Below are 24,957 nucleotides of genomic sequence, written 5' to 3' on the forward strand. Positions count from 1 at the left end.
GAGCGCAGGACGAAATCCGCTGGACCTCGCGGTCCTCGTCGGCTGAGCCCGTTCGCCGTCGTGGCCGTACCTTCGTCAGTGCCGCCGCACGGTGGACGGCGGAACGCCTGCTCAGGCGAATTCCCAGGTGACCGCCGGCGATTGCCGCAGCGTGTGGTGGACCGTGCAGTGGTCGACCACGGCGCCCAGCGCGGCGAGTCCGGCCTCGTCGAGCCCGGGTGGCACCGTGACCCGCAGCCGTACCGACGCCACGCGGGCCGGCCGGTCTTCGGCCATGGCGAACTCCGCCGTCACGCCCAGCCGTTCCACGTCCACGTCATGGCGCTCCAGAAAGCCCCGCGCGTAGTGGGCGACACAGGTGGCGAGCGACGCGACGAACAGTTCCACCGGTGAGGGGCCGACGTCGTCGCCGCCTGCCTCAAGAGGCTGGTCGGTGACGAGGGTGTGGCCCCGCACCACCGCCGTGAGCGCCCGGTGCCCGAAGCAGGTCACCTCCACACGCCCCGGCGGCAGGGGGCCGGGTGCGACCGGAGGACGGACCGTACTGGTCATCGCTGTTCCTTCGACAGTTCCGAACGTGGGTGCTGAGGACCTTCCGGTGCGGTGGGCCACGTCAGGGCACGGCTGACGTCGGCGACGGAGAGGATGCCGACGAGACGGCCCTGGTCGAGGACGAGCGCGCGGCGCGTGGGACTGGTCTGCAGCCGGGGCAGCAGGTCGAGGACCGGCTCATCCGGCGACGCCGTCACGACTTCGCCGAGAGGGCGCATCACCTCCTGGACCATCGTGTGATCACGCTCCGGCGGTGGCACGTCCTGCACCCGGCGCACGGTGAGCAGCCCGGTGGCCGAACCGTCAGCCGCCAGCACCGGGAAGGCCGCATGGCGGTAAGGGCCGAAGGGGCCCTCGGCCAGGAAGTCGCGAATGCTCGTCGTGGCCCGCACGGTGACCGGGGCCGGTGTCATGACACGAGAGACAGGAACGCCCTCCAGGACGCCCCGAATCTGTGCCTGGCGGGACTCCGCCGTGGCGGCGGCGATGAGGAACCAGCCGATCAGCGCGGCCCACAGGCCGGACAGGTTGCCGGCGAAGAGGACGTCCGCGAACCCTGTGAGCACCATGAACCAGCCCAGTGCCCGGCCCGCCGCCGAGGCACCACGGGTGGCGCGCAACCGGTCCCCGCTGCGGTGCCACAGGTACGCCCGCAGCAGCCGGCCACCGTCCAGCGGGGCAGCGGGAAGCGCGTTGAAGACGGCGAGCAGGATGTTGATCGCGGCGAGCCAGGCGACCGCCTCGACCACCAGCCCGGACGCGTGCAGCGCGTCCAGTCCCACGGCGGCTCCGGCGAGCACACCGCCTGTCAGCAGACTGGTGATCGGGCCCGCCCCGGCGATCCGCAGCTCGGCGGCCGGCGACGGCGCCTCGCCGCGCAGCCGGGCCGCGCCGCCCAGCATCCACAGCGTGATGCCCTCCACCTCGACACCGTTGCGCCGGGCGACCACGGCGTGCGCCAGTTCGTGCGCGAGCAGCGAGCCGAGGAACACGACGGCGGTCAGGACGGCGAGACCCCAGTACGCGACGGGGGAGTGACCGGGATGCGCGGCCGGGAACCGGCCGTGCGCCAGCGTCACGGTGATCAGGGCGACGACGACCAGGACGCTCCAGTGCAAGCCGACCCGGACACCGGCGATCCGGCCCAGGGACAGCGTCTCGTCCATGAAGCTCGCCTCACTTTCCGGCCTTCGCACGGGGCAGTACACCGCGGGACCTACAGCGTGCGGCGGAGGCCGCTTGATACGGAGGGGCCGACCGGCTCTCGACGGGGACACTCGGCCCCGATCACGGCCGCCCGGGAAGAGGCTCGCCTGGTCCGCCGTGACCATCCCAGGCGCGGCACAGCACGCGCGACCGATCCGGGGGCATCCGTCGGACAGCGCTCCGCTCGTGCCGGAGCGTACGGCCTTCACCGACGAAGATCCGGAGTCGGCCGGACAGCTCCCGTGGCCCCCGTATCGAGCAACCCCATCCAGCTCACACGGGGTTGAACACCCGGCCGAGCGACACCCGCGCACTCGGGACACATGCCTGTCTCCGCCGGACGGCCGACCCCTTTTCGGCATGCCGCCTTTCGTCGAGGAGGGATATCGTGGAGACGATTCGGGGATGCCGGGCCCGTGCGCCGGGACCGAGGAGGAGCGCGGTGGAAACTCCCGACGAGCTCCGCGTCCTGCTGCCCCAGCTGAAGCTCGACGAGCTGCTCGATGAGCTGCAGGCGAGGCTGGACGCTGCCCGGAACACCCGGGACCGCGTGCACAGCCTTCTGGAAGCGCTGCTCTCGGTCGGCCGCGAGCTGGACCTGGAACAGGCCCTGCACTCCATCGTCAAGGCTGCCGCGACCCTGGTGGACGCCGAATACGCGGCCCTCGGCGTCATCGGACCCGACGGCGGCACCCTGTCGGCGTTCCACACCGTCGGTGTCACCGAGGAGCAGGTCGCCGAGATCGGACCGCTGCCCGAAGGCCACGGCATCCTCGGCGAGCTGATCCGCAACCCGGAACCCCTGCGCCTGGAGAAGCTCTCCCAGCATCCCGCCTCCTACGGCTTCCCGGACCGTCATCCGCCGATGAACAGCTTCCTGGGCGTGCCGATCCGGGTCCGGGACCAGGTCTTCGGCAATCTCTACCTGACCGAGAAGCGCGGTGGGCTGCAGTTCGACGAGGAGGACGAGTCGGTACTGTCCACGCTGGCCGTGGCGGCCGGTGTGGCGATCGACAACGCCCGCCTCTACGAGGACTCCCGGCTGCGGGAGCGGTGGCTGCGGGCGAGCGCGGAGATCACTCACGGTCTGATGTCCGGCAGCGGTCGTGCCGAGGCCCTGCACCTGATCGCGGAACGCGCGCAGGAGATCGCCGGCTCCGCGCTGGCAGCGGTCGCACTGCCCCTGGAGACCAGTGCGGCCGGTGCGTCACTGACCGTCGAGGTCGCCGTGGGGCTGGACGCGGACGCGCACCGGGGACTGGTACTGCCCCTGCGCGAATCGCTGATGGGACTGGCGTTCTCCGCCGCCGCGCCCGTAGCCAGCGACGACGTCACCCACGACGCCCGGATATCTCCCGACCCCCCGCGCTTCCACGGGCTCGGCCCCGCCGTGGCCGTCCCCATCGGCACCGGCGAGGGCGGGGTGCGAGGAGTGGTGCTGTTGGCCCGCGAAGCCGGGCGGCCGGTCTACTCCCACAAGGAGACCGAGATGCTGCAGGGCTTCGCCGCACAGGCCGCGATCGCGATGGAGTTGGCCGACCGACGACAGGACGCCCAGCAGATCGCGGTGCTCCAGGACCGCGACCGCATCGCCCGGGACCTGCACGACCTGGCCATTCAACGCCTGTTCGCCACCGGGATCACTCTGCAGAGCGCCGAGCGCTTCATCGACCACCCGGAGGCGTCCGGGCGGATTCTGCGAGCCGTCGACGACCTGGACGAGACCATCAAGATCATCAGGTCGTCGGTCTTCGGCCTTCGGGCCCGTGCCGACGCAGCTGACGGCGGGCTGCGCGCAAGAGCCGTCCAGACGATCGGCCGGGCGGCACCGGTCCTGGGCTTCGCGCCCGGCGTCCGGATGGAGGGCCTGCTGGACACCGACGTGCCCGGCGAGATCGCCGACCATGTCGTAGCCGTCCTCTCCGAGGCTCTGACCAACATCGCCCGGCACGCTCACGCCTGCAGGGCCGGGGTCGTGTTGACCACCGACGGCCTCGAGGTCCGCCTGACGGTCTCGGACGACGGCGTCGGAATTCCGCCCGACGGCCGTCGCAGCGGGCTGCGGAACCTGGCCGAACGGGCGGAACAGCTCGGCGGAGGGCTGGAGATCATATGTCCCGACGGCGGTGGCACCGCGCTGGAATGGCACGTCCCACTGCAGGGGGAGTAGAGGAGCTCAGCCGCCCGTGGGGCACAGCGGGGCGTGGGCGGGGACCACTCGGCCCAAGACCCGGCAGGTCCGAAGCAGCAGCCTGACGGCGCGGCATCACGGCAATGGAACCTTGGAGGACGGCAAGGACGTCCGTCCGACCACCTGAACGGCACGAAGACGCACCAGGTCGTCGGCGACGCGGAGTGCACGCCGACCGGGCCGCCACGGCGGCCGAGCCCGGCCGCCGTCCACTCACCGGCCTCTTGCGGTCGTTCACGGAGCGAGGGAGAAATAGTTCTCCTCCTCCTGGGTGAAGTGCAGACGCAGGACCGTGTTGAGGCCGTAGAGGCAGGAGCGGAGGTCGTCGAGTTGCTCGGCGGAGAGTCTCCCGTCCGCCTCGGCCAGTTGCAGGTGGGTGGCGATGCGGCGGGAGAGGCGTTCGATCTCGGTGTGGGCGCGGCTCATGGTGGCGGTGGCCTCGGGGCCGCCGAGGGTGGGGGCGAGGGCGGGGTAGAGCTCGTGCTCCTCTGCGTACTCGTGCGGCAGCAGCCGTTCGGTGAGCAGACGGTGGGTCTCCTCCACTGCGGCCAGGGACGCTGGGCCGGAGCTGTCGGAGAGGCGGTCGGCTGCGTCGCGTACGGATTCCAGGACGTCCTGGAGGTCGTCGTGTTCGGCGGCGAAGCGGTGGATGAGGGCTTCGGCAGCGGGGGTGAGGGCCGGGTGCGCGGCTCGGCCGACGCGCAGTGCGCGCAGGGCGTTGAGGATGACGGCGACATCGATGCCCTCCTGGAGCAGGGCGCCGGCGGCGGGCGGCAGCAGGCCGGCCGCGGCTGCGGCCATGGCGGCCAGGGACATGAGCATGCCGCCGAGGGCGCTCTGTACGGCGATGTGGCGGGACCGTTGGGCGATGGTGACGGCGTCGGCAAGGCGATCGACGCGGTCGGTGGTCAGGACGATGTCGGCGGCTTCGGAAGAGGCGGTGGACCCGCGTGCGCCCATGGCGACGCCTATGTCGGCGGCGGCGAGGGCGGGGGCGTCGTTGACGCCGTCGCCGACCATGACGGTGACCGCACGTTCGCGTTCGGCGCGTACGGCGGCGACCTTGTCGGCCGGGCCGAGTTGGGCGCGCACGTCGTCCAGGCCGAGGACGGCGGCGACCTCATGGGCGGGTGCGGCACGGTCGCCGGTGAGCATCAACAGCCGTTCGATGCCCGCCGCTCGCAGGTGGCGCAGGGTGCGGGGCGCGTCGTGACGGAGGGGGTCGCGCAGCAGGACGGCGCCGGCCGGCTGTCCGTCGACGGTGAGCCAGGCGACGGCCGCGCCGTCGAGGAGCGCGCGGTTGTCGACCGCCTTCGCCCAGCCCGGTCGGGCGGTCGCCGCGCCCGTACGGCCTACGAAGACCTGGTGCCCCTCCACGTTTCCGGTGGCGCCCCGGCCGGGTTCCTCGGTGACGTCCGTCGGGACCGAGAGCACCAGTCCGCGTTCGCGGGCGGTGTCGACGATGGCCTGGGCGAGGACGTGCGGGGAGTACTGGTCGAGGGAGGCGGCGAGGCGCAGCACTTCCGCGGGTTTGACGTCGGGCGCGGCGATCACGTCGAGGACGCGGGGGCGGCCGCGGGTGAGGGTGCCGGTCTTGTCCAGCAGGAGCGTGCGGGCCCTGCCGAGGTTCTCCAGCGCGCCGCCGTCGCGGATGACGACGCCGAGATGGGAAGCGCGCGAGAGGCCGGAGACGATGGCGACCGGTGCGGCCAGCAGCAGAGGGCACGGGGTGGCGACCACCAGGACGGCGACCGCCCGTACCGCAGACCCGCTGATCAGCCAGGCCAGCCCCGCCACCACCAGGGACAGCGGCAGGAACCAGGCCGCATACCGGTCGGCCAGCCGTACGACGGGCGCGGACTCGGCGCCCGCCTGCCGGGCCAGTCGTACGATCCCGGCATAGGTACTGCCCTGCTCGGTGGCCGTGGCGCGCAGCTCGAAAGCGCCGCCGGCATTGACCACGCCGCTGCGCACCGTCTCGTCGCGGGTCCGCTCGACCTGGAGGGCCTCACCGGTGAGGACCGACTCGTCGAGGACGGCGGCGTCGCCCTCCACCCGGCCGTCGACGGGGACGACCTCGCCAGGGCCGACGACGAGCAGGTCACCGACGGCCACCTCGGCCAGCGGCACCGAGGCCACGCCCGCGTCGGTCCGGCGGCGCGCGGAGCGCGGTGCGTGCTCCAGCAGGGCCCGCAGGTCGTGGGAGGCGCGCCGCTGGGCTGCGGCTTCCAGGGTGCGGCCGGTGGCGAGCATCAGCGCGATCAGCGCACCGGCGAGGTATTCGTGGACGGCCAGGGTGCCGCCGAGCGCGAGGACGGCGATGAGGTCCACGCCCGCGTGTCCGCGCCACAGTGCGGTGAGCACCCATGCCAGGGCGGGGACGACGGCGGAGAGGGTGCCCAGCCCCCAGCAGAGGTCGGCGAGGTCGCCGGCCCCCGTGAGCCAGGCGATGCCGCCGGCTGCCAGGGCCGCCGCGGTGACGGCCAGGAGGACGGGTTCGAGCCGCGGCGACCCGATCGCCGAGGTCAGGCGGCGCAGCTGCGCTGTGGTCGTGCGGTGGGTCATGGCGTACCTCGGTCCGTCCCGCGCGGCGATCGTGAAGCCGGTTCCTCTCCATCACAACGCGCCGCCAGGTGTCCATGGCAGGGGACGTCCGGCCCTGATTGAGGGCCATGCGGACGGCGCCCGCGCGTGCCGGTCATGGCCGGCCCCGGTCGGTGTGCAGGTGCCCGAACTGATCGACCTCGTCGAATGGGCCACCCCGCCCTGAAAGACCGAGCGGCATCGGGCACCAGCGCCAGAAGCCTGCGCGTCAACCGCATCATCTGCACCGGCGAGGGCGTGCGCCGAACCCCGGAGCCGGTGTCGTTCGTCGCGGGCGCGGAAGCGGTGCAGGTCCCGCGCTGAGCCACCGTCCTCTCACTCCGTACCCCCTGGCCAGGACCGCACCATCGAGGCGGCCCGAAGCCGGACCTCCGAATCTCGTCAAGGCTCCGGAGTGCGCATCCTGGCACGCGGCCGGATCGTGAGCCTATGCCGAGGCACATCGGTCCCGAAGCGGCGTGCTGACGTGAGCGGCGCGCCGTTCGCCGGCCTGCGCCGCAACGTCTCCACGCTGGAGCTGTTCTTCGATCTGGTCTTCGTCTTCGCGGTCGGCCAGCTCGCCGACCACCTGCACGCCGAACTGTCCTGGCGCACCGCCGCCGAGACCGCCGTGATGCTGATCGCCGTCCTCAGCACCTGGGCCCTGACCAGTTTCGACGCCACCTTCCTGGACGTCGAGCGGCCCCGCACCCGGCGGCTGGTGCTGGTGCTGGTGGTGATGGGCCTGGGCCTGTTCATGAACGCCCAGATCCCGCACGCCTTCGCGGGCCGGCCGTGGGCCTTCGTAGTCCCGCTGGCGGCGATCCTGCTGCTGGTCGACATCACGGCTGCGGCGTGGGCGCCGACCCCGCTGCTGCGGCAGCACTACCGCCGTGTGACGGCGTGGGCCGCAGCCTCCATCCCGCTGTGGCTGGCCGGGGCGGCCGTGGACCACGGGCCGCGCCTCGCCTGGTGGGCCGCAGCCGCCGCCATCGACATGACCGGCGTCTGGCTGGCCCACCCTCTGCCCCGGCACGTCCTGTCCTCGCGGGATCTGGTCTTCGACGCCGAGCACATGGTGGAACGGATCCGGCTGTTCATCATCCTCCAGCTCGGCGAGACCGTACTGACCGTCGGCACGGCGATCTCCGCCGCCCCTGTCGACGCCGCGACCGTGACGGCCGGCCTGGGTGTGTTCGTCGCGGTGGTGTGCCTGTGCGCCAGCTACTTCAGAGGAGGCGAGAACATCCTGGCACGGTACGTCGCCACCACGGCCGACACGCTGCTGCCGGTCCGCCATGCCGTGAGCGGCCAGTACCCCACCCTGGCCGGCCTCGTCGCTCTCGCTGTCGGCGCCGAACTCGCCATCAGCCACCCCACCGGCCACGGCAACAGCGAACTCGGCCTCCTCCTGTTCGGCGGCCCCATCCTCTACGTGATCACCCAAGCCTGGTGGTACTACACCACCACACGCCAAGCCTGGGGCGTCCGGCTGCTGGCCTGCCTCGCCTGCGGCGCCGCGGGCATCGCCGCTGTCTGGCTACCGCCCCTGGGTTCTGTGCTGATCCTCGACCTGATCCTGGTGACACTCGTGCTCGCCCTTACCCGAGTACACCGGACAGTGCTCACGACCATGACCTCGACGGACAGCCACTGACCGGGCGAGGACCCACCAGTCAGACGTCAGGCGGTCGAACAGCACGCCCGTCCGACCGCGCCAGACGACTACGACCGGGCCTGGTGGACAATCTGGCCGGTGTGATCACCGTTGGCGAGAACGGTGCGCAGGCACTGGTGCTGGCGGCCGAGCCCGCCACCAGATGCTATCTGCCCGAGCATCGAGTCTTCCTGCGATGGCTTGCCGCCGACTCCGAGGCCGGGCTGACGGCCGCAGCAGAGGCTGTCCTTGCGGACCCGGCCACCGAGTGGGAGGAGTGCAGCACGTGGGTGTCGGACGGGCCGGCCGTGCTCATGGACTCCGCCGAAGCGGGCTCCGAACTGGGCATCGAGTATCCGACCGGCGGGATGCCTGATCAGGCACCGGTCCTGCTGCCTGCCGGCCGCTGGAGAGTCCGGGCCACCCACACCAAGGCAGACGAGGGCAACTGGGTCGGCCTGGTCCAGCTCGTGCCGACCGAGTCCTGAACGGGCAGCTGCTTCGGTGAGTGCGGTCGGGCGCGGCGCGCAAGAGCCCGAGACGGACGCATAGGGTGCTGCCGTGAGTAGCGAGCGTGTGTATGCAGACCGGTTCCTCGGGGAATTCCGGGAGCTTGGCCATGGTCGCACGGACGGACCCTCGCTGCGGGATTGTGTCCGAGGAGAGGGCGAGACATATGAAGCGGACCTCGTTCACTACCTGCGTGCCGGCACGTTGCTGGCTGCGACCACTTCACGAGTCCACGACATCCTCAGCTCCGGCAACGAGCTGATCGGCGGCCTGCATCTCCTCACCGACGGTGAGTGGTTTTGGTACACGGACCTGGTGCACTACGTCGAGCGCTACCACGTTCCCCTGGACACCCGATTCGTCGACCACGCATGTGGCCGCGGCTGGAGACCGCCTCAGCTGAGCGACGCCGAACTCGCCCGGATCGCCGACGCCTTCTTCCTCGACGACGACTCTGCACCCGTCGTCGCTGACGGTGGGCAGTAGAGAGCCTCATCGGACGCCCACAACCTGGGCGGCTCGACCTTGAGCTGCGTGAGATGTCTTTCCAGCCGAACGGTTTTTGAGCGACCTTGGCTGCCGTCACATGAAGATCGACAGAGGCGCTGCGTACGCGACCACGAGAAGTGGACCAGAGCCCGATCGAAGTTACCTTGCCACCCGAGTGGCCGGCAGTTCCTGGGGATGGAGACGGACGGCCCGCTCAGTGTTGCGGTGGTACCACTCGATCCGGTTGCCGCGGTCGCGGCACCGGCCGCCTTGGCCGCAGCGCAGCAGTCGGCTGACGCCTTCGGGGCAGACCTGCAGGGAGCGGCGCACGCGGTGGGCGAGGACCGAGCTGCCGCCCACTGGCGGCAGGCGTGGAGCGCATGCGCGCGAACCTGTCAGCCAACACGGCGCATCGACGGCAGCGCTGCCGCCGGGTCGCCTACCCGGACGCATGCGGTGCAACGGGAGTGGGAAAGGCCGAAGGCGTGTCTGGGCTGGGTGGCTATGAAGCGTCGGCGTAGGCGAGGTGAGTGCCGCAGACGGTGCAGCGGAAGAGCATGGCGCTTGCACCCTGCGCGAGGTGGGTCAGGAAGTTCTCGAGCCGGGATGCGTCGTGCCAACCGCCGATCCGTAGGTCGGTTCGAAGCTGGTCGAGTGCGTCGGGGTGGGCGGCGAGTTCGGTGTATCCGACCTCGCCGATGAAGGCGGCCGCGTCGTTGCAGTGGACGAGCCAGTGCGGATCCTGCCAGGCGTGGAAGCCGGGGGTGCGGCGGGTGACGTGCTCCAGGGTCTCCTCGCTGACGCCGTCGAGCCCGTAGGAGTCGGTGAATTCACCTTCGAATCGTTCAGCGGCGCTGCCGTCGGCGATGCACCAGGGGCAGAACTGTCCGTTGACGTCCTGGGCTGTGTAGAAGGTCGCGGTGTAGATCCACCCGGTGCTGCGCTCGCAGCAGGCGCAGGCCTCGGCGCTCTCGCGAACGGATCCGCTTGCGACGGGTTCGGGGTGGTAGCGGAAGGAGGGCAGGGCGGCGCTCACTGGTGAGCCTGCCTGCGCAAGGAGGGAGCCGCGTCGACGCGGGTGGTCTGCGCGTCGGTGGGCACGCCAGCGAACCTCATGGGCCGCAGTCTGTCCGCAACTGGCCCCGTGATCAAGCGGCGAGATCTGTCGGCGTACTCGCCAATTTGCAGAGCTGGGTACGGAAGAACGTGCAGAACAAGCAGCCGCACGGCGGTGACACCGAGATCGGCCGCATGGCGCGCGTAGAAGGCTGGGACCAAGCGACTGGGACCGCACTGGTCGTCGATCGCACAGACGAGGGCACGCCGAAGCCGCACGACACGGTGGCGGCCTACGCCCTGGCCGCCGGTCACCCAGACGGGTCGACCGCCTGGTCGTTGCCGAGCCTCCTCTCCCGGGCATCAGCGTCTCGCCGCCGGCCTTCGGCCAAGTGGCTCAACGACCGGATCTGGCAGATCGGCTTCAACCGGCCCGCCACGATCAACGAACTGCTCGTCAGCGGACGGGAAGACATCTTCTTCGGCTTAGAACTGCTGACAGAATGGCTCGGGGATGGGGTGAGCCGGGTGGCGGTCACTCGACACCGTTGCCACTGTGGACGGCTGCCGCCCTCCGATCCGGCCAGGTTGCGTCTCTGGAAGTGGTGTACCGGTTCCCACCTGATCCGGGTGTTTGTCCCGGCGTCGGAGTGAGGGTCCGGATATGAGAACGGCCACCGGCTGATCTTCGAGATGTCTAGGCTCGAAGGAGATCAGCACGATGACCGCACCAGACAGTCTGCCCCTGCACGCTCTCGCCGAGGACAACCTCGCCGCGGCGAGTCCCGATCTGCTGCGCGCGATGGTCAAGACGTTCGCCGACGCGCTCATGTCCGCGGAGGCCGATGCCCTCTGCAATGCCGAATACGGGCAGGTCAGCGAGGAACGCGTCAATCACCGCAACGGTTATCGCCCGCGCGAGTGGGACACCCGCGCAGGGACCGTCGAACTCGCCGTCCCCAAGCTGCGGCAGGGCAGTTACTTCCCGCACTGGCTCCTGGAACGCCGCCGGCGGGCCGAGCAGGCCCTCGTCTCGGTGGTCGCCACCGCCTACCTGCTCGGTGTGTCCACCCGCCGCGTCGAGAAGCTCGCCGAGTCCCTCGGCGTCACCCAGCTGTCGAAGTCCCAGGTCAGCGCGATGGCCAAGCATCTGGACGATCAGGTCACCGCGTTCCGCAACCGGCCGCTCGATGCCGGGCCCTACACGTTCGTCTGGGTGGACGCGCTGACCCAGAAGGTCCGCGAGGGCGGCCGCATCATCAACGTCCACGCTCTGATCGCAGTCGGCGTCAACGCCGACGGACACCGCGAGATCCTCGGCATCGACGTCGCCACGGCCGAGGACGGTGCGGGCTGGCTCGCCTTCCTGCGCTCCCTGACCGCCCGCGGCCTGTCCGGTGTCCAGCTGGTCGTCTCCGACGCGCACACCGGCCTGGTGAACGCGATCGGCGCGGTCCTGCCCGGCGCATCCTGGCAGCGGTGCCGCACGCATTACGCCCGAAATTTGCTGAGCCAGGTCCCGAAGTCCGCTCAGCCGTGGGTGGCCACCCTGCTGCGGACCGTCTTCGAACAACCCGACACCGACGCTGTCCAGGCCCAGATGCGGCACGTTCTGGATGCCCTGGAAGCCAAGTTCCCCAAGGCAGCAGCCCACTTGGACGCCGCTCAGCACGACCTGCTGGCCTTCACCGCCTTCCCACGCGAGATCTGGCGGCAGATCTGGTCGAACAACCCACAGGAACGGCTGAACAAGGAGATCCGACGTCGCACCGACGTCGTCGGCATCTTCCCCGACCGCACCGCGCTGATCCGCCTGGTCGGCGCCGTGCTGGCCGAGCAGAACGACGAATGGACCGAGGCCCGCCGCTACATGGGACTCGACCTGCTGGCCAAGGCCCGGCTCCACCCGATCGAGTCAGAAACCGACGAGACCGTCCTCCCGACCGAACTCACCGCATAGCCTCAAAACGAGATCACCGAGTGGCCGGCGATACACCACTCCAGCGGACGTGACCTCCGGCCAAAGGGAGGACCTGGCTGCCCAGGCCCGGCTTGCCCTCCGTCGGCTGTGGCCTGGAGCGCCTAGGCTGTCACCGCTAGGGAAGGACGGTGCCATGAATGCTGACTCCCGGACCAGGGTCGCTATCGAGGAGCATTGGCGGGCCTCGGAACGAGGGGACACCGAAGCCGAGCACGCTATCTACGCCACGGACGCGATCCTGGACTACCCGCAGTCAGGCGAGCGGTTCCGGGGCCGAGCGGCGATCTCGGCGCAACGCGGCGGGCACCCGGCCGACCGACACTTCACAGTCCAGCGGATCACCGGCCATACGAATCTGTGGGTGAGCGAATGCCTCATCACCTACGACGGTGTGCCTTCGTACTCGGTGAGCATCATGGAATTCGCTGACCAACACGTGGTGCACGAGACGCAGTACTTCGCCGACCCCTTCGGCGCGCCGGCCTGGCGGGCCGCGCTCGCGGAGCGGATGCCGGGCCGGACCATCGCCGGAGCCTGATTCTTGGCCTTGCTCGGGTCGGCCGGGTGACGAGACTGTCACTTTGTTGAAGTTCCAAGAACTCCTATGGCAAGGGCTTCAAGCGCCTCCAGCAGATGAGCGCGCATGCGAGGGTGAGGCAGGTTTCGTGGATGCTGTCGCGGTTCTCCCAGCGGATGCGCAGGCGGCGGAACCGGTGGAGGTGGGCGAACGCGCGCTCCACGACCCGGCGTTGAGTGCCGAGTCCGGAACCGTGCTCGGTGTCGCGCCGGGCGATCAGTGGCTTCACGCCGAGGTCCCAGACCAGCCGGCGGTACGTGTCGTGGTCGTAGCCGCGGTCACCCAACACCACGTCTGGGCGACGCTTGGGCCGACCACGCTTGCCACGCACGGGCGGCACGGCTTGGAGGAGCGGGATGACCTGAGTGACGTCGTTGCGATTGTCCCCGGTCAGGGTGACGGCGAGCGGAATACCCGTCGCGTCGGTGATCAGACATCCGATGGAGTTAAGCGGTCAAGCTGCGGCAGCGAGGATGGGCTCGGGAGGGGTGGGGAAGGCGATGGTTTCGTCGTAGTGGACTCGCAGGTCGAGGCAGTGGTGCAGGCACCCGATCATGCGATTGAAGAGATTACGCAGAGCTGCGATGTGCCGGTCGCCGTTGTTGCGTCTGCGGTCGTAGTGAGCCCTGGCACCTGCTGAGGCCGTCAGGGATGCGAACGACCAGACGTAGCCGGCAGCAGCAAGACGCTGGTTCTTGATCCGGCGGGCCTTCACGGAGACGCTCTTGCCGGATGCCCGCGTCACTGGTGCTGCTCCGGCGTAGGACTTGAGGGCCCTGGCATCGGCGAAGCGGGATCGATCGTCTCCGATCTCAGCGAGCACACGGGCGCCGGTGAGGGAGCCGAGTCCGGGGAAGCTGGTGATGATGCCGGCGTCCGGGTGTGTCTCAAAAGCTTCCACCGCGGCTTCGGCGAGCTCATCTGCGCTGGTGCAGGCAGCGTCCAACTTTCGCAGCAGTGTCAGGGCCTGGTGGCCCATCGCGTCTTCGACCAGCGGGAGTTGGCGCATTTGGGGGGCCCGCAGGACCGTTTGCAGGCGCGTGACCTCGGCCTCGATCCCGCGTTGGCGTCCAGCCCTTTTCAGTGCGGCCCGCAGCTGGGTCTTGGTCAGTCGGGCGGCCCGGGCCGGGGTGGGTGCGGCTGCCAGCAGCGCGCGAGCGACGGATGAGCACAGGCCGCCGAGAATCGGCTGGACGGCAGCGAGATAGCCGGGGAAGTATTCGCGCAGGTGAGACCGCAGTTTGTTGGCAGCCTGGGTGCGGTCCCAGACCGCGTCCTGCTGGGCGCGAGCCAAGACGGCGATGGCCTGGGCGAGTTCGGTGTCGGCCGGCAACGTCCGGTGTGCTGCGGTGTCGGTGCGCAAGATGTTGGCGAGGACCATGGCATCGAGGTGGTCTGACTTCTTGCGTGCGACGGTGTGGCGGTCACGGTATCGGGACGCTGCCATCGGGTTGATCGCGTAGACGGGGCGGCCAGCGGCTCGCAGGCAGGCCACCAGCAGTCCTCGGGACGTCTCAATGGCGGCTGGTATGCGGGTTTCGGGAGTGTCCCCGTGCTCGGCCAGGAGGTCCAGCAGCTGTTGGAGGCCGGCGGCGTCGTCAGCGATTCTGGCCCGCGCCACCAGCGTGCCGTCGGTATCGACGAGGGCGATGTCATGGTGGTCGCTGGCCCAGTCGATACCGCAGAAGATCTTCATGAGGTTGTCTCGCGTCCTTCCTGTCAGTTGCACCTCTCACCTGCTGGTCACAGCCGTGGAGGCACGCGACTCCCTAATGGAAGGGCTCTGACGGCCCAGCATCCGATTAGCCGTTCGTGACCCCAGCTGCCCGCGAGGTCCTCAGTCTTTTCAGGAGCTTGAAGGCTCCCGGTGAGCTGGGAGGTGTTCCTCGCGAGCGGCTCAGACCACGAACATCCTCGACTCAATCGCCTTCGTGCCGTCGCCACGACACGAGGCTGGTGAACCCGTCTGATCAAAGGGCTCCGGGCCCGGTGGTGCTTCAGGCTTCACCGGCCTCGTAACTCACCATTAGGTGGTGTTTGCTGCCCGTCCTTCCCCGGTCGACGGGGCTTTGTCCGGTCTTGGGGCCCCCTTTGGCGCGCGGATGTGGTAGCCGTCGACGGCAGCTCGGGAGTAGTCCGAGGCATTCGCGTTGCGGAGCTTGGCGAGGAGGGCCTCGTGCAGCCGAGGCCAGACGTGGGCCTCGGTCCATTCGGCCAGGCGGCGCCAGCAGGTCATGCCCGAGCCGAAGCCGAGTTCTTGCGGCAGGTGTTCCCAGGCGATCCCGGTGTGCAGGACGAACAGGATGCCCTGGAACACCAAACGGTCTGGATGCCGCTTGCGGCCGGCGTGTCGCATCCGACGTTCGGCCTTGGGCAGCATCACCGCCCAAAGCTCGTTGTCGACTTCCCACGCCTCGGCCGAGCCACCCTGCACCACCCCCGGATCATCAGTCCCGGAGCGATCCAACCACCTTGAAGATCATTTCGTTAGGAGTTCTTAAGGCCATGTAGGACAGGGGTCTAGTCGGCGACAGAGTTGAGGAACTCGTCAGCTGGCTTGGTCCAGGTGCCGATCGTTGGACGGATGCGGCGCGAGGGCGATGTGTGCGACGCACAGGGCTCCCGTGCTGTTGAGGGAGGTGTTCGAAGCTCGACTCAGCGGCACAGGAGCCCTGTTGGTTCCCTACCCCGGCGTAGTCGACCTCCCGCACACCCTGGTCGAGTGGGTCACGATACTCATCCTCACCTGTGAGGGTGAGCGGCGGTATAAATTCCCGCTGCATTGCCGCGCGTTGGTCGCACTCGTGTACCTGCGCCGCCACGACACCCTCGCGAGGATCGCCATGGCCTTCGGAATATCAGTCGGCACCGCGGTGACCGGCCTGCTCGCTGAACAGCCGCCGGGCCTGGTGAAGATCCTGCGCGAGGACGACCCTCATCACACGGAGCGCGGCCCCCGCCACCTTGCGGACGAACAGCGAACGACGGCAGCAACGGGTCGGCCGGCTCGCGGAGTTCATCAGGAACCAGACGCTTCGACAGAGAACGTTGATCGTCGCGTCCGAGTCTTCCCACGTGCGCCGGTAGAACCCGATGGTCTGATCGCGGGTCTCGTCCTCGGTAGCCCTCAGGCCGTTGCCGGGGGAGTCCTGCCAGCGGGGCAGCGGTTCCGGGGAAGGGCGGTCGAAGACCTCGCCGAAGTACCTGGCCTCGACACTGACCGCGTGTTGGACCAGGCCGAGGAGGTTGGTTCCGGTCGTTGTCAAAGGTCGGCGGGCGTCGTGTTCGGACGAGCCGTCGAGTTCTCAGGGCAGCGCCTTGCGATCCCGCCGCAGTCTCCCGTGCAGGTTGTCCTTCGCGAATTCATCGATCATGCGGCGTGAGCCTGCCATGGGCTGCTCGCGGTCTCAAGATCGTCGGTGGACCGGCCCTGCGGCGGTGCAGCGGTGGTGGAGCAGGCGATGTCCCTATGCCGTGGCAGTTTCGGGCTGGGCCTTGCCGGCGGAGGCTGCCTCTTGCCCCGGTGCATCGGCGGCCGTGTAGAACACCGAGGAGCCCTGCTTGGTGCGGTGAACTCGGCTCTTGGCCACCAGGTTTTCGAGGGTGGTGCGTACCACCTTCGTGTCGATGGCGCGCCCGGTGTGCGCTTGCCGGAGGGCCTCGGCGATCTCCACGGCGGAGCGCGGCTCACTCTGCCCGGCCACATGCTGGTGGACGAGATCCACCAGCTTGGGCTGAGCTGTTGTCGCGGCCGTCTTCTTGCCCTGGGGTTTTTGTACCGGTGCTTTCTTCGCCGACCGGCGCGCGCCGGCCACGGGGGCGGATTTCTTCCTGGGGGAGGGCACTACGGCGCTGTCGGTGCGGGTCGGCCCGGGAGCTGTGGTCGGGGCGCCGAGTGCCTGCTGCATGTTGACCAGCACAGTGTGGTCTCGCTGCAGAGTGGCCAACTGCTCTTGCAGTACAGCGAGTTCTTCAGTGACGCGTTGCTGTTCCTTGACGTTGCGGTCGAGGTCGTTTGCTACTTGGCTGATGTACTGCGACGTCAACTCGGTGATGTGAGCCGTGCTTTCGGGCATGTCCGTCTCCTCAGGGGTGTGGCCGGATCGAAGCCTGCGGACACACTGCGGCAGGCTGGGGATGGAACATCGTCCGCTGTGTGCCCCGGTGTAGCGATATTACGGGTGGGAAACCCTGGTTTCTCTGTGCGGACGACACGTTCTGCTCTGGGGTGCATGAGGCGGGCAGGAGAGTCCGTCAACAAATGGCTGGTCATGTATGTCGCGGCTTGGCCCTGCCGTCGTCTCGGACGTGATGAGTTCCCAGGGCACGTCCTCGATGTCCCGGTGTTGACGCCATGCCGTCAGCACCCGTAGCGCGACCAGCCGGTCGAGCAACTCGGCGATCTGCTGCCGAGAGCGGCCGCTGAGGCGGGTGAGCACCTCCATGTCGACAGTGCGTGGCGCAGGGCCGGTGATGTGTGGCGAGGATCAGAGCGATCAGCCGCAGCGCAGGCGGTGAGGCCGTAGGCAGGTGCAATGGCGCAGGCCGAAGCGCCCATTGGGCGGAGCGGCAGCGTGTCTGCCGGCCGAGGATCTGGTCCAGAACGGTGGCTTCGAGCAGTTCTACCTCCACCGGCGCAGACCTGAGGTTGGGGCACTGGAGCCAGGCTCCCTGGGCGAGTTCCTCCCAGACTTCCCTGCGTCCGCGCGGGCGCACGCCGCGCAGCGGGCCCGTAGGCAGGCGAGTGTGACCGCGGGCATCGGCGCGCAGCGTGCACTGGACGGCGAGGTAGGTGAGCGTCTCTCGCACTCGCAGGCGTTGCTCGGTGCCGAGCCGGTGTGGACCAGATGCGGGTGCCGGCGCGGTGGGGGAGTGGGGGGATCCCCCATCTCTCTCGTCAAGCCGGGTGAGGACGGTCGGCATGACGGATCGGGGTCGGTTGGGGCGAGCCACAGGTGCGGGGGTCGACGTCGTGGTCCGTCATGGCAATACGCCGTTGTGGAGAGCGGTGTTCTGTTCGCGGGGTGAGGACGGGCCGATTCGGCTGCTTCTGGAAGCCGGTGCTGACCCCGACCGGGACAACGTTCATGGCCTGAGCCCGAGGACGCTCGCGGGGCGGACTGCCAACTATGATGTGGCTGTTCACCTTCCGGCTGGGGACGACACGTACTCCTGTGACTGCTCCACACGGAGATATCTGCACCAGCTGAGGGTGGGTCGGTCGGCGTCACCTCGTGGGCATGGCGGGGGTGGGGAGGTGAACTTCCAGCACGACTGCGGTGCCGGCCACGGTCCGGTCCTCGTGCATGCTGATTCGCTGGCCGGCTTTTACGTGCGTCCAGTGAGCTGGGGTGAGGGGAACGAGGCGGACAGTGGCCCGGCCGCCAGGCTCCAAAATGGGCATGTCCTCGACCCAGAGGCCTGCGATGCTTACCGCAACACCACCGGTCGGCGAGAGGTTCCCGATGTCCCACATGGGTCGCAGGACACCGTGACCGGATATTGATGTCCTGCGTCGGGCCTCCGTGGGTGGACGAAGCGTCAGGTCTGCCCGGATCATTCCGTTTCGGATCTCGGCACACCGCCAGTGGCACCAAGCTATGCTCCGCTCGAGGCCGAGTTGCACAGCCGCCTCGGCAAGCTGCTCCCAGAACGTCAAGGGCAGCGGTTGCCCGTCTCCGAGCTCTTCCAGCAGGCGCAGAGCGATCTGCCATTCGTCGTGGGCGAGGTAGTCCCAGACGTCTTGCACCGAGATGTCGTTCTCGGTAGCGACCTTCTCCGGGACGAGGAGAGAAGCCGATTCGAGCAGCTCAGTGACATCCATGCGGTCATTGTCGACCATGGTGTCAGGCTGCGTCGTGCCGCTCGCGCTCGATGGCGGCCAGGCGGTTCTTGAGCGGGTAACTGGGACCTCTGATGGAGATGGCTGCGCAGTGGTGGAGGAGGCGCTCAAGGATGGCGGTGGCCAGCACCTCGTCACCGAAAACGTGTCCCCATTTGCTGATGGTCTTGTCGAGGTCAGGATGATCGAGCCCGTTTGGTAGCGCTTCGAGATGACCTGGAAGACCAGGTTGGCCTCCGCGCGGGCGAGGGGCTGGCAGCCGGCTGCCTCCAGGGCGAGAACCGCCGACTGCCGCAAGCACGTGCCGAGATATGGGTCAGGAGTCCGGTGTGGTTGCGGACCATGGAGGGCGAGTTCGAGCAGGGCGTGCAAGCGGTGTTCGTTCGCCGTGGTGAGGAGTCGGCGGGCTTCGTCGGCGGTGAGGGATTCGAAGCGTCGGGGCCGTGGAGGCCGGTGCAGATGTTGCGGGCGACATTGCGCGGGATCTCTTCCTCGCACCGCGTCGTGCGCTCCAGGACGGACGTGAGCACCGAGTGGATGTAGGTCGGCGTCAGCGGGGAGAGCAGCCTGCGGCAGCACTGGCCGACGGCACAGCATCCGGGCTCGTCGCGCCGGTCGTCGATGCCGCAGATGCGGCACTGACAGGTGGTGCGGAGCCGGTTGAGCCAGGTGCGGACGTCCTTGGCGGTGAGCTTCTTCTTGCCGAGGCCGGGGTCGAGGTACCAGTCGACGCAGGTGGCGTAGCAGGTGTGGGTGTTCTCACGGAGGTGGTGGACGGCGAGGTTCTCCAGCCAGTACGTCAGGTACGCGGCCATGGTGCCCTGCGCGGAGGGGACGGGGCGGCCACGGATACTGGTTGCGATCTTCTCGGTGGGCTTGGCCAGGGCGTCTTTGCGGGTTGTGCCGTAGACGCGGATGCGCTTGCGGCTGTTGCCAGGAGAGAGGACGTATCCGGCGGCTTCCCAGCGGCCGTCCCTGCGCTGGTAGCTGGTTCAGTCGCCGTTGGCGCGCACACGGCGGGAGGGCTTTTAGTCACGGAGCATGGTCACCAGGCGGCGGCTTCCTCGTCGAAGCGGGTGTGGATGAAGTCGGTGAGGGCGTGGGCGGGGATGCGGCGGGCGCAGCCGCGGCTGATGGAGGCGAGATGACGGGTGCGGACGAGGTTGTAGACGGCGGTGCGGCCGAGTTGGAGGTGTTCCATGACCTGGGGTACGGTGAGGAGTTTGGTGCCGGCGGTCACGCGACGGCGCCCGTCGAGTCGGCACGGGTCGGCCGATAAGTCCCCCTCTGACTGCTCAACTCGGCGAAGATCGTCCCATAGCGCTGGTCGGCAAAGGTGACCAGGTGCTCCTCTACTGTCGGCCCCTTTTGCTCGTCGTGCTGGGCGTCTGTGTCCCGGCCTGAGGCGGCCCCGGTTTCCGGTCTCGCATGGCCCCAGCGGACGATGGGACGGCGGCTCCCTGTTACGAGTCACACCACTTCAGGTCTGTGACTGACCGTGGCGGTACTCCTCAGAAGGCATTGAGTCCCACTCGGTATTCGCCCCGTCGCGCGTCACCATGAACAACGGACGCGACCGCAGGACCTGACCGACGGGTTGCCCGCACATGACGACCCCGCGATCATCCGGCCCTGCGCAACCGTCGACGTTGTAGCGAAAATAAGCGTCCTTTGCCTCGGCATACGCGATCATGTCACTCTCCAGCTCCGACAGGTCCCTCCCGACCAGCGGGATTCCGTCGTACTTGACCTGAGGACCTGTCACCGCATCTGCAGCGATACAGAACAGCCCCACAGCTTGGCTCACGTAGGCCGTGACGGCTGGCAGACAAGAGGCAGCCCTCTGGCGATGGACTTCGATCTTCCACGTCGGCGAGAAGAGTTTGTGGTGTCGAGCGCAATCACTGACCTTCGTCTGGCTGAGTGCCTGAACCGCTGCGACCACTTCGTCGACGGTCATGCCGAACCGGAGCGGTCCAAGGCCAACTGTCGCTGCATAGGACCACTCGTCCCCATCGGCGGCTCCGGAATCCGCTGCGGTCGTGAACGTCATAGTCGCCTCCAAGAGACATCTGAGATCTTGCCGACGCACATCATGTCAATCGGCGACCAGCAGCAAGCCATGCACAAGCTTCCCAGTCTGCCGGGGCCGGCAGGGATCTCCACGTGATCGCTAGCCTCGCTGCCGTTTTGCCCTGGTATGGGCGAGTCGGTGGGACTCGGTGCTTGTCTCGATGACGGTGCCGTTGAACGTGAGGCGATCGATGATGGCTGCGCAGAGCCGGGGTCGGCGAAGGTCTTGGTCCAGCACCACCGGCTCGGCACCCTTCGCGGTCGGGCGCGGGTGCCGGGCGTCTCGGTGCGGCCGTGGACGACCACGACCTCGCTTGACCTGAGCAGGACGTGCACCTGGCGGCCGATGTCACGGACCGGGACCGAGGAGTGGCAGACACGGACGGCGACCATGCCGTAGCGGTCGAAGCGCGGATAGAAGGCGAGCCCGGTCTCGAACGTCTCACCAGGTAGGGGCAGCGGGAGGGGGGCCTCGTGGACGAAGTCCTGGCCGATAGTGCGCATCCGCAAAGAGCTCGTAACACGATCATCTGATCCAGTCCCGTAGTCGTGTTGTGGTGAGGCGTGGGATCGTGGCCCTGGATCGTGGGTGACGGCCTGTGCGGGGAAGCGGGACTGGATGAGCGTGGTGTGGGCGGCGACGTCCCCGGAATCGGGACTGTTCGATCCGGCTGAGCGCCGTACAGAGGTGAAGGATCTGTCAGATCGCTTCAAGGACCTGCGTTCCTGTGGCCAGGGGTACGTCGAGGTTCGGTCGCCGAGCAGGGAGTTCCCGGTGCTGACCCTGGCCTTCCGAGATGATCACGCGGCCGTCCATTTGATGAGTGACACCGAGCGGATGTCTCTGCTCGCAGGAGACGGCACCGCGCCCTCGGGTGCCGAGGTCGAAGTCCCGATCATGGACGGCCTCGCCGCGTTCACGGGCGATTTTGTCCTGGATGTCGATCGGGCGTGGGACCTGGTGCACGTCTTCACGCAGACGCGGGAGGCTGGCCCTCTGGGTGAGTGGTGTGAGTTGTAGCCAAAAGTTCGTGACACCGTCTTCCCGGCCGTCCGTGCGGGAATGCCCGGCCGCCTGCCTGTGTTGCAGAGAACGTGGTTGTGGAGGGGACAGTGTCCCCGGGCCTCACCTATTGCCTATGAGGACGATCGTTCGGCTGAAGCCTCATGGAGCCTTTCGCCGCGTAGGCGACCGCCCTTCACGACCACGCACACGTCGACGGGCCGCCCTGGATCTTTCCGGGCGGGCCACCGTCATGTCCGCTCCTGTGGAACTTCACGTACCTCCCCAACGGCTGCGTCAATTTCCCCACTGAAACGTTCGAGCCTGACACCCCCGCAGCGGCTCTGTCACACTCCCCTGCCAGCATGCTGCCGTGACAACCACATCACCCGATCAACGCCCTGACGAGTCCACCCTGGAGTTCCTGCGCTCCGCATTCGAGCCAGAATGGCGCGAGCCGGCACTCGGAGACCATGCCGTCTCGGTGTGGGAATCCGAGAACAGAGTCGTCCTCCCGGAGCCGTATCGGAGCCTGGTCGCCGAGATCACCAACGGGTCATCCCTCGGGCCACCGGAAGACGGCGGCCTCCTGCCCCTCGGCTGGCTCCCCCCGGACTGGCCCGACCAGGGGGACCGCGATCCCGCCGCCCTGTTCCCGCTCCAGGACTCCTGGCCCTGGGAAGGCGAGCCCCTCGCCGAAGACCACCACGAGCGCGTCGCCGCCGTCTACAACCACGGTTCTGTCGTGCTCGGCACCGACGATGGGCTCTCCTACTGGGTCCTCGTCGTTACCGGTCCCGAACGAGGCAAAGTCTGGCTCGTCACGGACGTCGGTGCGTACCCGTATCCCATGCCGAAAGCGCTCGGCTTCCTGGCATGGGTGCAGCGCTGGCAGGCCGGCGACGGCTGGTGGGACTGACCGCAACCCATCATGCCTGCGACCCTCGACACCCCTCGGATGGGCTCCAAAGCCGGCTGATCACAAGATCTCGCCAGAGCGCGGAATTCCCCAGGGCAGGGTTCACGGAATCCCAGGGGGCGGGTCGCCTCAACCTCCCCTGCGCAGGTTGCCAGTCGGCAGATGGGCGACCACGAGAGCGGCGGCTTCTTCAGGTGTCGCTCCTTCGCCGAGAAGGGCGGCGTAGCCGGACGCCTTGACCCTGTAGGGCGGCCCACGTTCTCGCCGACCGTGCCCACATCGGGGCCGGCCCCTGCGTGACCACGCCGATCGGGCGACTCCCGCACCAGGACCTCACCCCGACCCAGCGGACGATCAACCGGGCCCTGCCGGCGGCGCGGGCGCCAGTCGAACGAAGCGTCGCGAGAGTGAGACCTGGCGTATCTCTCGCAGAGCCCGCTGCAGCCCCGACCGTATGACGGTCACCGCCAAAGCCGTCCTCACCCTGGAGAGACAACGCTCGAAACCCTCAGCCATCTAAGATCGCCGCACAGGAAAACGGTGCGGGGTGGCGGCGTGCTCTGGTGGGCTCTGGACGAGATACGAGTGCAGGTGACGGGGCGCGACGCCCGTTACTCGCACGTGGTGTTGGAGCTGGTCTGGAATCCGGGCCCGGGGGTGAATGCGTCGCTTGCGGCGCAGGTCCTGGCCGGTATGACGAAGCGGGCGTGGCTGTCGGCGCCGATCGGGTCGGTGGTCCTCGTGGCACCCGGAGCCGGTGCACACCCGGGGGTGCAGCCGGCCGTGGACAAGGTCCAGGAGCTCTGGCCGGCGGCGGTGGTCACGGTGGTGGACGAGGCGGTGGCCGCCCTGGCCGGTGCCGGCCTGGACCCGGAGCCGGCCGCGTGTGTCGTGGTGCACCAGGACGGCCTCCACACCTCGGTCGCTGTCGTCGCCGGGCGCGAGGCGATCGCCGGTGCTCTGGCGACCGGTGGCACGCGAGGTCTGGCCCAGGCGGTGGTAGAGCATCTGCAGGCCGAGCACCGGCTCGATGCCGGCCTGGAGCAGGCGTGGGCCGCGGTCGTTCACGGCGGTGCGTTCGCGCCCTCGCCAACGGTGCCCACCCCCGGGCCCGTTCTAGGGGCGATGATCACCGAGGATCGTGTCTTCCCTGCGCCGCCGGGCAAGGTCACCTTGTCGCCGAGCGAACTGCGCGCCGTCCTGGCCCCTGCCTATCAGCCGGTGGTGGGCCTCGTGGAGCAGGTGTTGCGTGAAGCGCCGCCGGAGACCGTCCGGCAGGCGACCGCCGGCGGGCTGCTGCTGACCGGCCCGCACCCGCCCGGAGCGGAGGACCACCTGACGGATCTGACCGGGCTCCCCGCTCGCCGGGTGGTCGAACCGAAGGCAGGGCAGCACCGCCTCCAGGTCCTCCTCGACGGGGTGGCCCGGCTGCTCGCCGAGAAGCCGCCTGCCCCCGTCATCGCCGAGCACCGCATCGACCTGGCAGAGAAGCTGCAGCTGCTGGTGAAGCTCGGCCTGCGGCCACCACGTGATCTGAACGCCGACGACAGGTAGATCCCCTGCGGAACGCCCCGGGCCAGGACTTGTGCGGCTTCCGCGGAGCGATCACGACACCAAGGGGTGGGCATCACACCGGAACAGACTTGGGGAGGAACCGGTGAGCACTACCGGGCGGAGATGGCTCGTGCGGTTTTCGTGGGCGGCACTCGCGGTGCCGGCGAGCGCGATGCTGACGGCGATTGCGTGCGGCCTCGTCTACGGTGCGTCGCTGACGCCCGTCGGATGGCGGAACACGTTCGTCATGGGCTTCGTGGGGATGGTGCTGGGCGGGGGTCTGCTCGGGTTGGCGTTCGTCCTGTACGACTTTCGGACGGAGAACCCGGAGGAGAGCGTCCATGTACAGGAGATCGCGGTGGCCATCTGCGTCGCTGTGACCATGTTCGTGGGGTGGATCGTCCGAAAGGACCACGCGTTGCACGAGCGTGGCCGACCCGTCCGAGCGGTCGTGACGGCTCTGCAGGCCAGCGCCGGCCCGTTCGACGCCGGAACGGAAGCGGTCCTGGCGGATGCCTCCCACCACCCGCTCGGCGCCATCGGCGCAGGGGACCTCGCTGTCGGTGACCACATCACCGTCACCATCGATCCCCGGGGCAGGTACGGCGTCAGTGCCGGGCCGCCGCCCGCCAATCCCGAATGGCTCTGGACGCTGTCCGCCCTGATCGCCGTGGTTCAGGCCCTGCTCACCGCCTCAATCGGTTTCAGTGCGGCCAGGGCACGGGAGCACTGGCCGCCTTGAGGTTGTCCCGTAACTGGCGGGG

21 protein-coding genes and 9 pseudogenes are annotated in these 24,957 nt (G+C 68.8%); 13 read left to right on the forward strand and 17 right to left on the reverse strand.

Annotated elements, in window-relative coordinates:
- Window positions 1-111: 111 nt before the first annotated feature.
- Together BLW82_RS42055 and BLW82_RS42060 are read right to left on the reverse strand one after the other, a co-directional pair.
- Complete coding sequence (locus BLW82_RS42055; RefSeq protein ID WP_093507634.1) at window positions 112-552, reverse strand: OsmC family protein; 441 nt, start codon at window positions 550-552, stop codon at window positions 112-114.
- Complete coding sequence (locus BLW82_RS42060; protein WP_093507636.1) at window positions 549-1,718, reverse strand: site-2 protease family protein; 1,170 nt, start codon at window positions 1,716-1,718, stop codon at window positions 549-551. Before BLW82_RS42060 ends, BLW82_RS42055 begins: the two co-directional genes overlap by 4 nt.
- 482 nt (window positions 1,719-2,200) lie before the next feature.
- Here BLW82_RS42060 and BLW82_RS42065 point away from each other — a divergent pair, with 482 nt between their 5' ends.
- Window positions 2,201-3,928, forward strand: coding sequence for a sensor histidine kinase (locus tag BLW82_RS42065; RefSeq protein WP_093507638.1), 1,728 nt, complete (start codon window positions 2,201-2,203; stop codon window positions 3,926-3,928).
- 255 nt (window positions 3,929-4,183) lie between these two features.
- Here BLW82_RS42065 and BLW82_RS42070 read toward each other — a convergent pair whose 3' ends face one another.
- Window positions 4,184-6,514 carry a heavy metal translocating P-type ATPase gene (locus BLW82_RS42070; protein WP_093507640.1) on the reverse strand — a complete coding sequence of 777 codons (2,331 nt, stop codon included), beginning with the start codon at window positions 6,512-6,514 and terminating at the stop codon, window positions 4,184-4,186.
- Window positions 6,515-7,019: 505 nt separating this feature from the next.
- Here BLW82_RS42070 and BLW82_RS42075 point away from each other — a divergent pair.
- The 3 genes from BLW82_RS42075 to BLW82_RS42085 all read left to right on the forward strand — a co-directional run bounded on the left by BLW82_RS42075 (window position 7,020) and on the right by BLW82_RS42085 (window position 9,185).
- Entirely contained in the window at window positions 7,020-8,189 is a 1,170-nt protein-coding gene (locus BLW82_RS42075) for a low temperature requirement protein A (protein WP_093507642.1), read from the forward strand.
- Between the two features lie 83 nt (window positions 8,190-8,272).
- Entirely contained in the window at window positions 8,273-8,677 is a 405-nt protein-coding gene (locus tag BLW82_RS42080) for an Imm21 family immunity protein (RefSeq protein WP_093507644.1), read from the forward strand.
- A gap of 73 nt (window positions 8,678-8,750) precedes the next feature.
- Window positions 8,751-9,185, forward strand: a complete 435-nt coding sequence (locus BLW82_RS42085) for a hypothetical protein (RefSeq protein WP_093507646.1) — start codon at window positions 8,751-8,753, stop codon at window positions 9,183-9,185.
- Window positions 9,186-9,347: 162 nt separating this feature from the next.
- On the opposite strand, the gene BLW82_RS45960 is transcribed toward BLW82_RS42085, so the two are convergent.
- Window positions 9,348-9,641 (reverse strand): DUF6083 domain-containing protein, encoded by a 294-nt coding sequence (locus BLW82_RS45960; RefSeq protein ID WP_256216151.1) that lies wholly within the window; start codon window positions 9,639-9,641, stop codon window positions 9,348-9,350.
- 49 nt (window positions 9,642-9,690) lie between these two features.
- Window positions 9,691-10,224 carry a CbrC family protein gene (locus BLW82_RS42095; protein ID WP_093507650.1) on the reverse strand — a complete coding sequence of 178 codons (534 nt, stop codon included), beginning with the start codon at window positions 10,222-10,224 and terminating at the stop codon, window positions 9,691-9,693.
- Between the two features lie 170 nt (window positions 10,225-10,394).
- Here BLW82_RS42095 and BLW82_RS42100 point away from each other — a divergent pair, with 170 nt between their 5' ends.
- The 3 genes from BLW82_RS42100 (at window position 10,395) to BLW82_RS42110 (ending at window position 12,763) form a co-directional block, all read left to right on the forward strand.
- Window positions 10,395-10,898, forward strand: a complete 504-nt coding sequence (locus tag BLW82_RS42100) for a hypothetical protein (protein ID WP_093507652.1) — start codon at window positions 10,395-10,397, stop codon at window positions 10,896-10,898.
- A 67-nt stretch (window positions 10,899-10,965) separates the two neighbouring features.
- Complete coding sequence (locus BLW82_RS42105) at window positions 10,966-12,204, forward strand: IS256 family transposase (RefSeq protein WP_093496986.1); 1,239 nt, start codon at window positions 10,966-10,968, stop codon at window positions 12,202-12,204.
- A gap of 154 nt (window positions 12,205-12,358) precedes the next feature.
- The gene (locus BLW82_RS42110) at window positions 12,359-12,763 is read left to right on the forward strand and encodes a nuclear transport factor 2 family protein (RefSeq protein ID WP_093507654.1); all 405 of its coding nucleotides are present in this window, start codon (window positions 12,359-12,361) and stop codon (window positions 12,761-12,763) included.
- 64 nt (window positions 12,764-12,827) lie between these two features.
- Here the strand turns inward: BLW82_RS42110 and BLW82_RS42115 are convergent.
- The 3 genes and pseudogenes from BLW82_RS42115 to BLW82_RS42125 all read right to left on the reverse strand — a co-directional run.
- Window positions 12,828-13,235: pseudogene (locus BLW82_RS42115) on the reverse strand (IS5 family transposase); the annotation flags it as partial.
- A 21-nt stretch (window positions 13,236-13,256) separates the two neighbouring features.
- Complete coding sequence (locus tag BLW82_RS42120; RefSeq protein ID WP_093507655.1) at window positions 13,257-14,498, reverse strand: IS110 family RNA-guided transposase; 1,242 nt, start codon at window positions 14,496-14,498, stop codon at window positions 13,257-13,259.
- A gap of 328 nt (window positions 14,499-14,826) precedes the next feature.
- Window positions 14,827-15,182: pseudogene (locus BLW82_RS42125) on the reverse strand (transposase); the annotation flags it as partial.
- 295 nt (window positions 15,183-15,477) lie between these two features.
- Here BLW82_RS42125 and BLW82_RS42130 point away from each other — a divergent pair.
- Window positions 15,478-15,738, forward strand: a pseudogene (locus BLW82_RS42130) (transposase family protein); the annotation flags it as partial.
- A 105-nt stretch (window positions 15,739-15,843) separates the two neighbouring features.
- On the opposite strand, the pseudogene BLW82_RS45965 reads toward BLW82_RS42130, so the two are convergent.
- From BLW82_RS45965 to BLW82_RS44880, 8 genes and pseudogenes are all read right to left on the reverse strand, one after another.
- Window positions 15,844-16,176 (reverse strand): annotated as a pseudogene (locus BLW82_RS45965) (DUF664 domain-containing protein); the annotation flags it as partial.
- A 93-nt stretch (window positions 16,177-16,269) separates the two neighbouring features.
- On the reverse strand, window positions 16,270-16,878 hold the full coding sequence (locus tag BLW82_RS42140) for a hypothetical protein (RefSeq protein WP_093507659.1): 609 nt from the start codon (window positions 16,876-16,878) through the stop codon (window positions 16,270-16,272).
- A 1,151-nt stretch (window positions 16,879-18,029) separates the two neighbouring features.
- Window positions 18,030-18,644, reverse strand: coding sequence for a hypothetical protein (locus BLW82_RS42145; protein ID WP_256216152.1), 615 nt, complete (start codon window positions 18,642-18,644; stop codon window positions 18,030-18,032).
- Window positions 18,645-18,648: 4 nt separating this feature from the next.
- Window positions 18,649-18,953 (reverse strand): annotated as a pseudogene (locus tag BLW82_RS46430) (ATP-binding protein); the annotation flags it as partial.
- 33 nt (window positions 18,954-18,986) lie between these two features.
- Window positions 18,987-19,657: pseudogene (locus BLW82_RS42150) on the reverse strand (site-specific integrase); the annotation flags it as partial.
- 32 nt (window positions 19,658-19,689) lie between these two features.
- The gene (locus BLW82_RS42155) at window positions 19,690-19,884 is read right to left on the reverse strand and encodes a helix-turn-helix domain-containing protein (protein WP_093507661.1); all 195 of its coding nucleotides are present in this window, start codon (window positions 19,882-19,884) and stop codon (window positions 19,690-19,692) included.
- A 240-nt stretch (window positions 19,885-20,124) separates the two neighbouring features.
- The gene (locus BLW82_RS42160; RefSeq protein WP_093507662.1) at window positions 20,125-20,697 is read right to left on the reverse strand and encodes a hypothetical protein; all 573 of its coding nucleotides are present in this window, start codon (window positions 20,695-20,697) and stop codon (window positions 20,125-20,127) included.
- Between the two features lie 120 nt (window positions 20,698-20,817).
- Window positions 20,818-20,951 (reverse strand): annotated as a pseudogene (locus tag BLW82_RS44880) (ATP-binding protein); the annotation flags it as partial.
- 385 nt (window positions 20,952-21,336) lie between these two features.
- Between BLW82_RS44880 and BLW82_RS42170 the strand changes: the two are divergent.
- Both BLW82_RS42170 and BLW82_RS42175 read left to right on the forward strand, forming a co-directional pair.
- Window positions 21,337-21,738, forward strand: coding sequence for a hypothetical protein (locus tag BLW82_RS42170; protein WP_093507664.1), 402 nt, complete (start codon window positions 21,337-21,339; stop codon window positions 21,736-21,738).
- Window positions 21,739-22,093: 355 nt separating this feature from the next.
- Window positions 22,094-22,639, forward strand: a complete 546-nt coding sequence (locus BLW82_RS42175) for a hypothetical protein (protein ID WP_093507666.1) — start codon at window positions 22,094-22,096, stop codon at window positions 22,637-22,639.
- 129 nt (window positions 22,640-22,768) lie between these two features.
- Here the strand turns inward: BLW82_RS42175 and BLW82_RS46435 are convergent.
- Window positions 22,769-22,852, reverse strand: a pseudogene (locus tag BLW82_RS46435) (hypothetical protein); the annotation flags it as partial.
- 44 nt (window positions 22,853-22,896) lie between these two features.
- Between BLW82_RS46435 and BLW82_RS42180 the strand changes: the two are divergent.
- The 3 genes and pseudogenes from BLW82_RS42180 to BLW82_RS42190 all read left to right on the forward strand — a co-directional run.
- Window positions 22,897-23,159 (forward strand): annotated as a pseudogene (locus tag BLW82_RS42180) (transposase family protein); the annotation flags it as partial.
- A gap of 35 nt (window positions 23,160-23,194) precedes the next feature.
- The gene (locus BLW82_RS42185; protein WP_093507668.1) at window positions 23,195-24,193 is read left to right on the forward strand and encodes a rod shape-determining protein; all 999 of its coding nucleotides are present in this window, start codon (window positions 23,195-23,197) and stop codon (window positions 24,191-24,193) included.
- 103 nt (window positions 24,194-24,296) lie between these two features.
- Window positions 24,297-24,935, forward strand: coding sequence for a hypothetical protein (locus BLW82_RS42190; RefSeq protein ID WP_143063754.1), 639 nt, complete (start codon window positions 24,297-24,299; stop codon window positions 24,933-24,935).
- The last annotated feature ends 22 nt before the right edge of the window (window positions 24,936-24,957 follow it).

It is taken from the genome of Streptomyces sp. Ag109_O5-10 (assembly GCF_900105755.1).
Classification (GTDB): Bacteria; Actinomycetota; Actinomycetes; order Streptomycetales; family Streptomycetaceae; genus Streptomyces.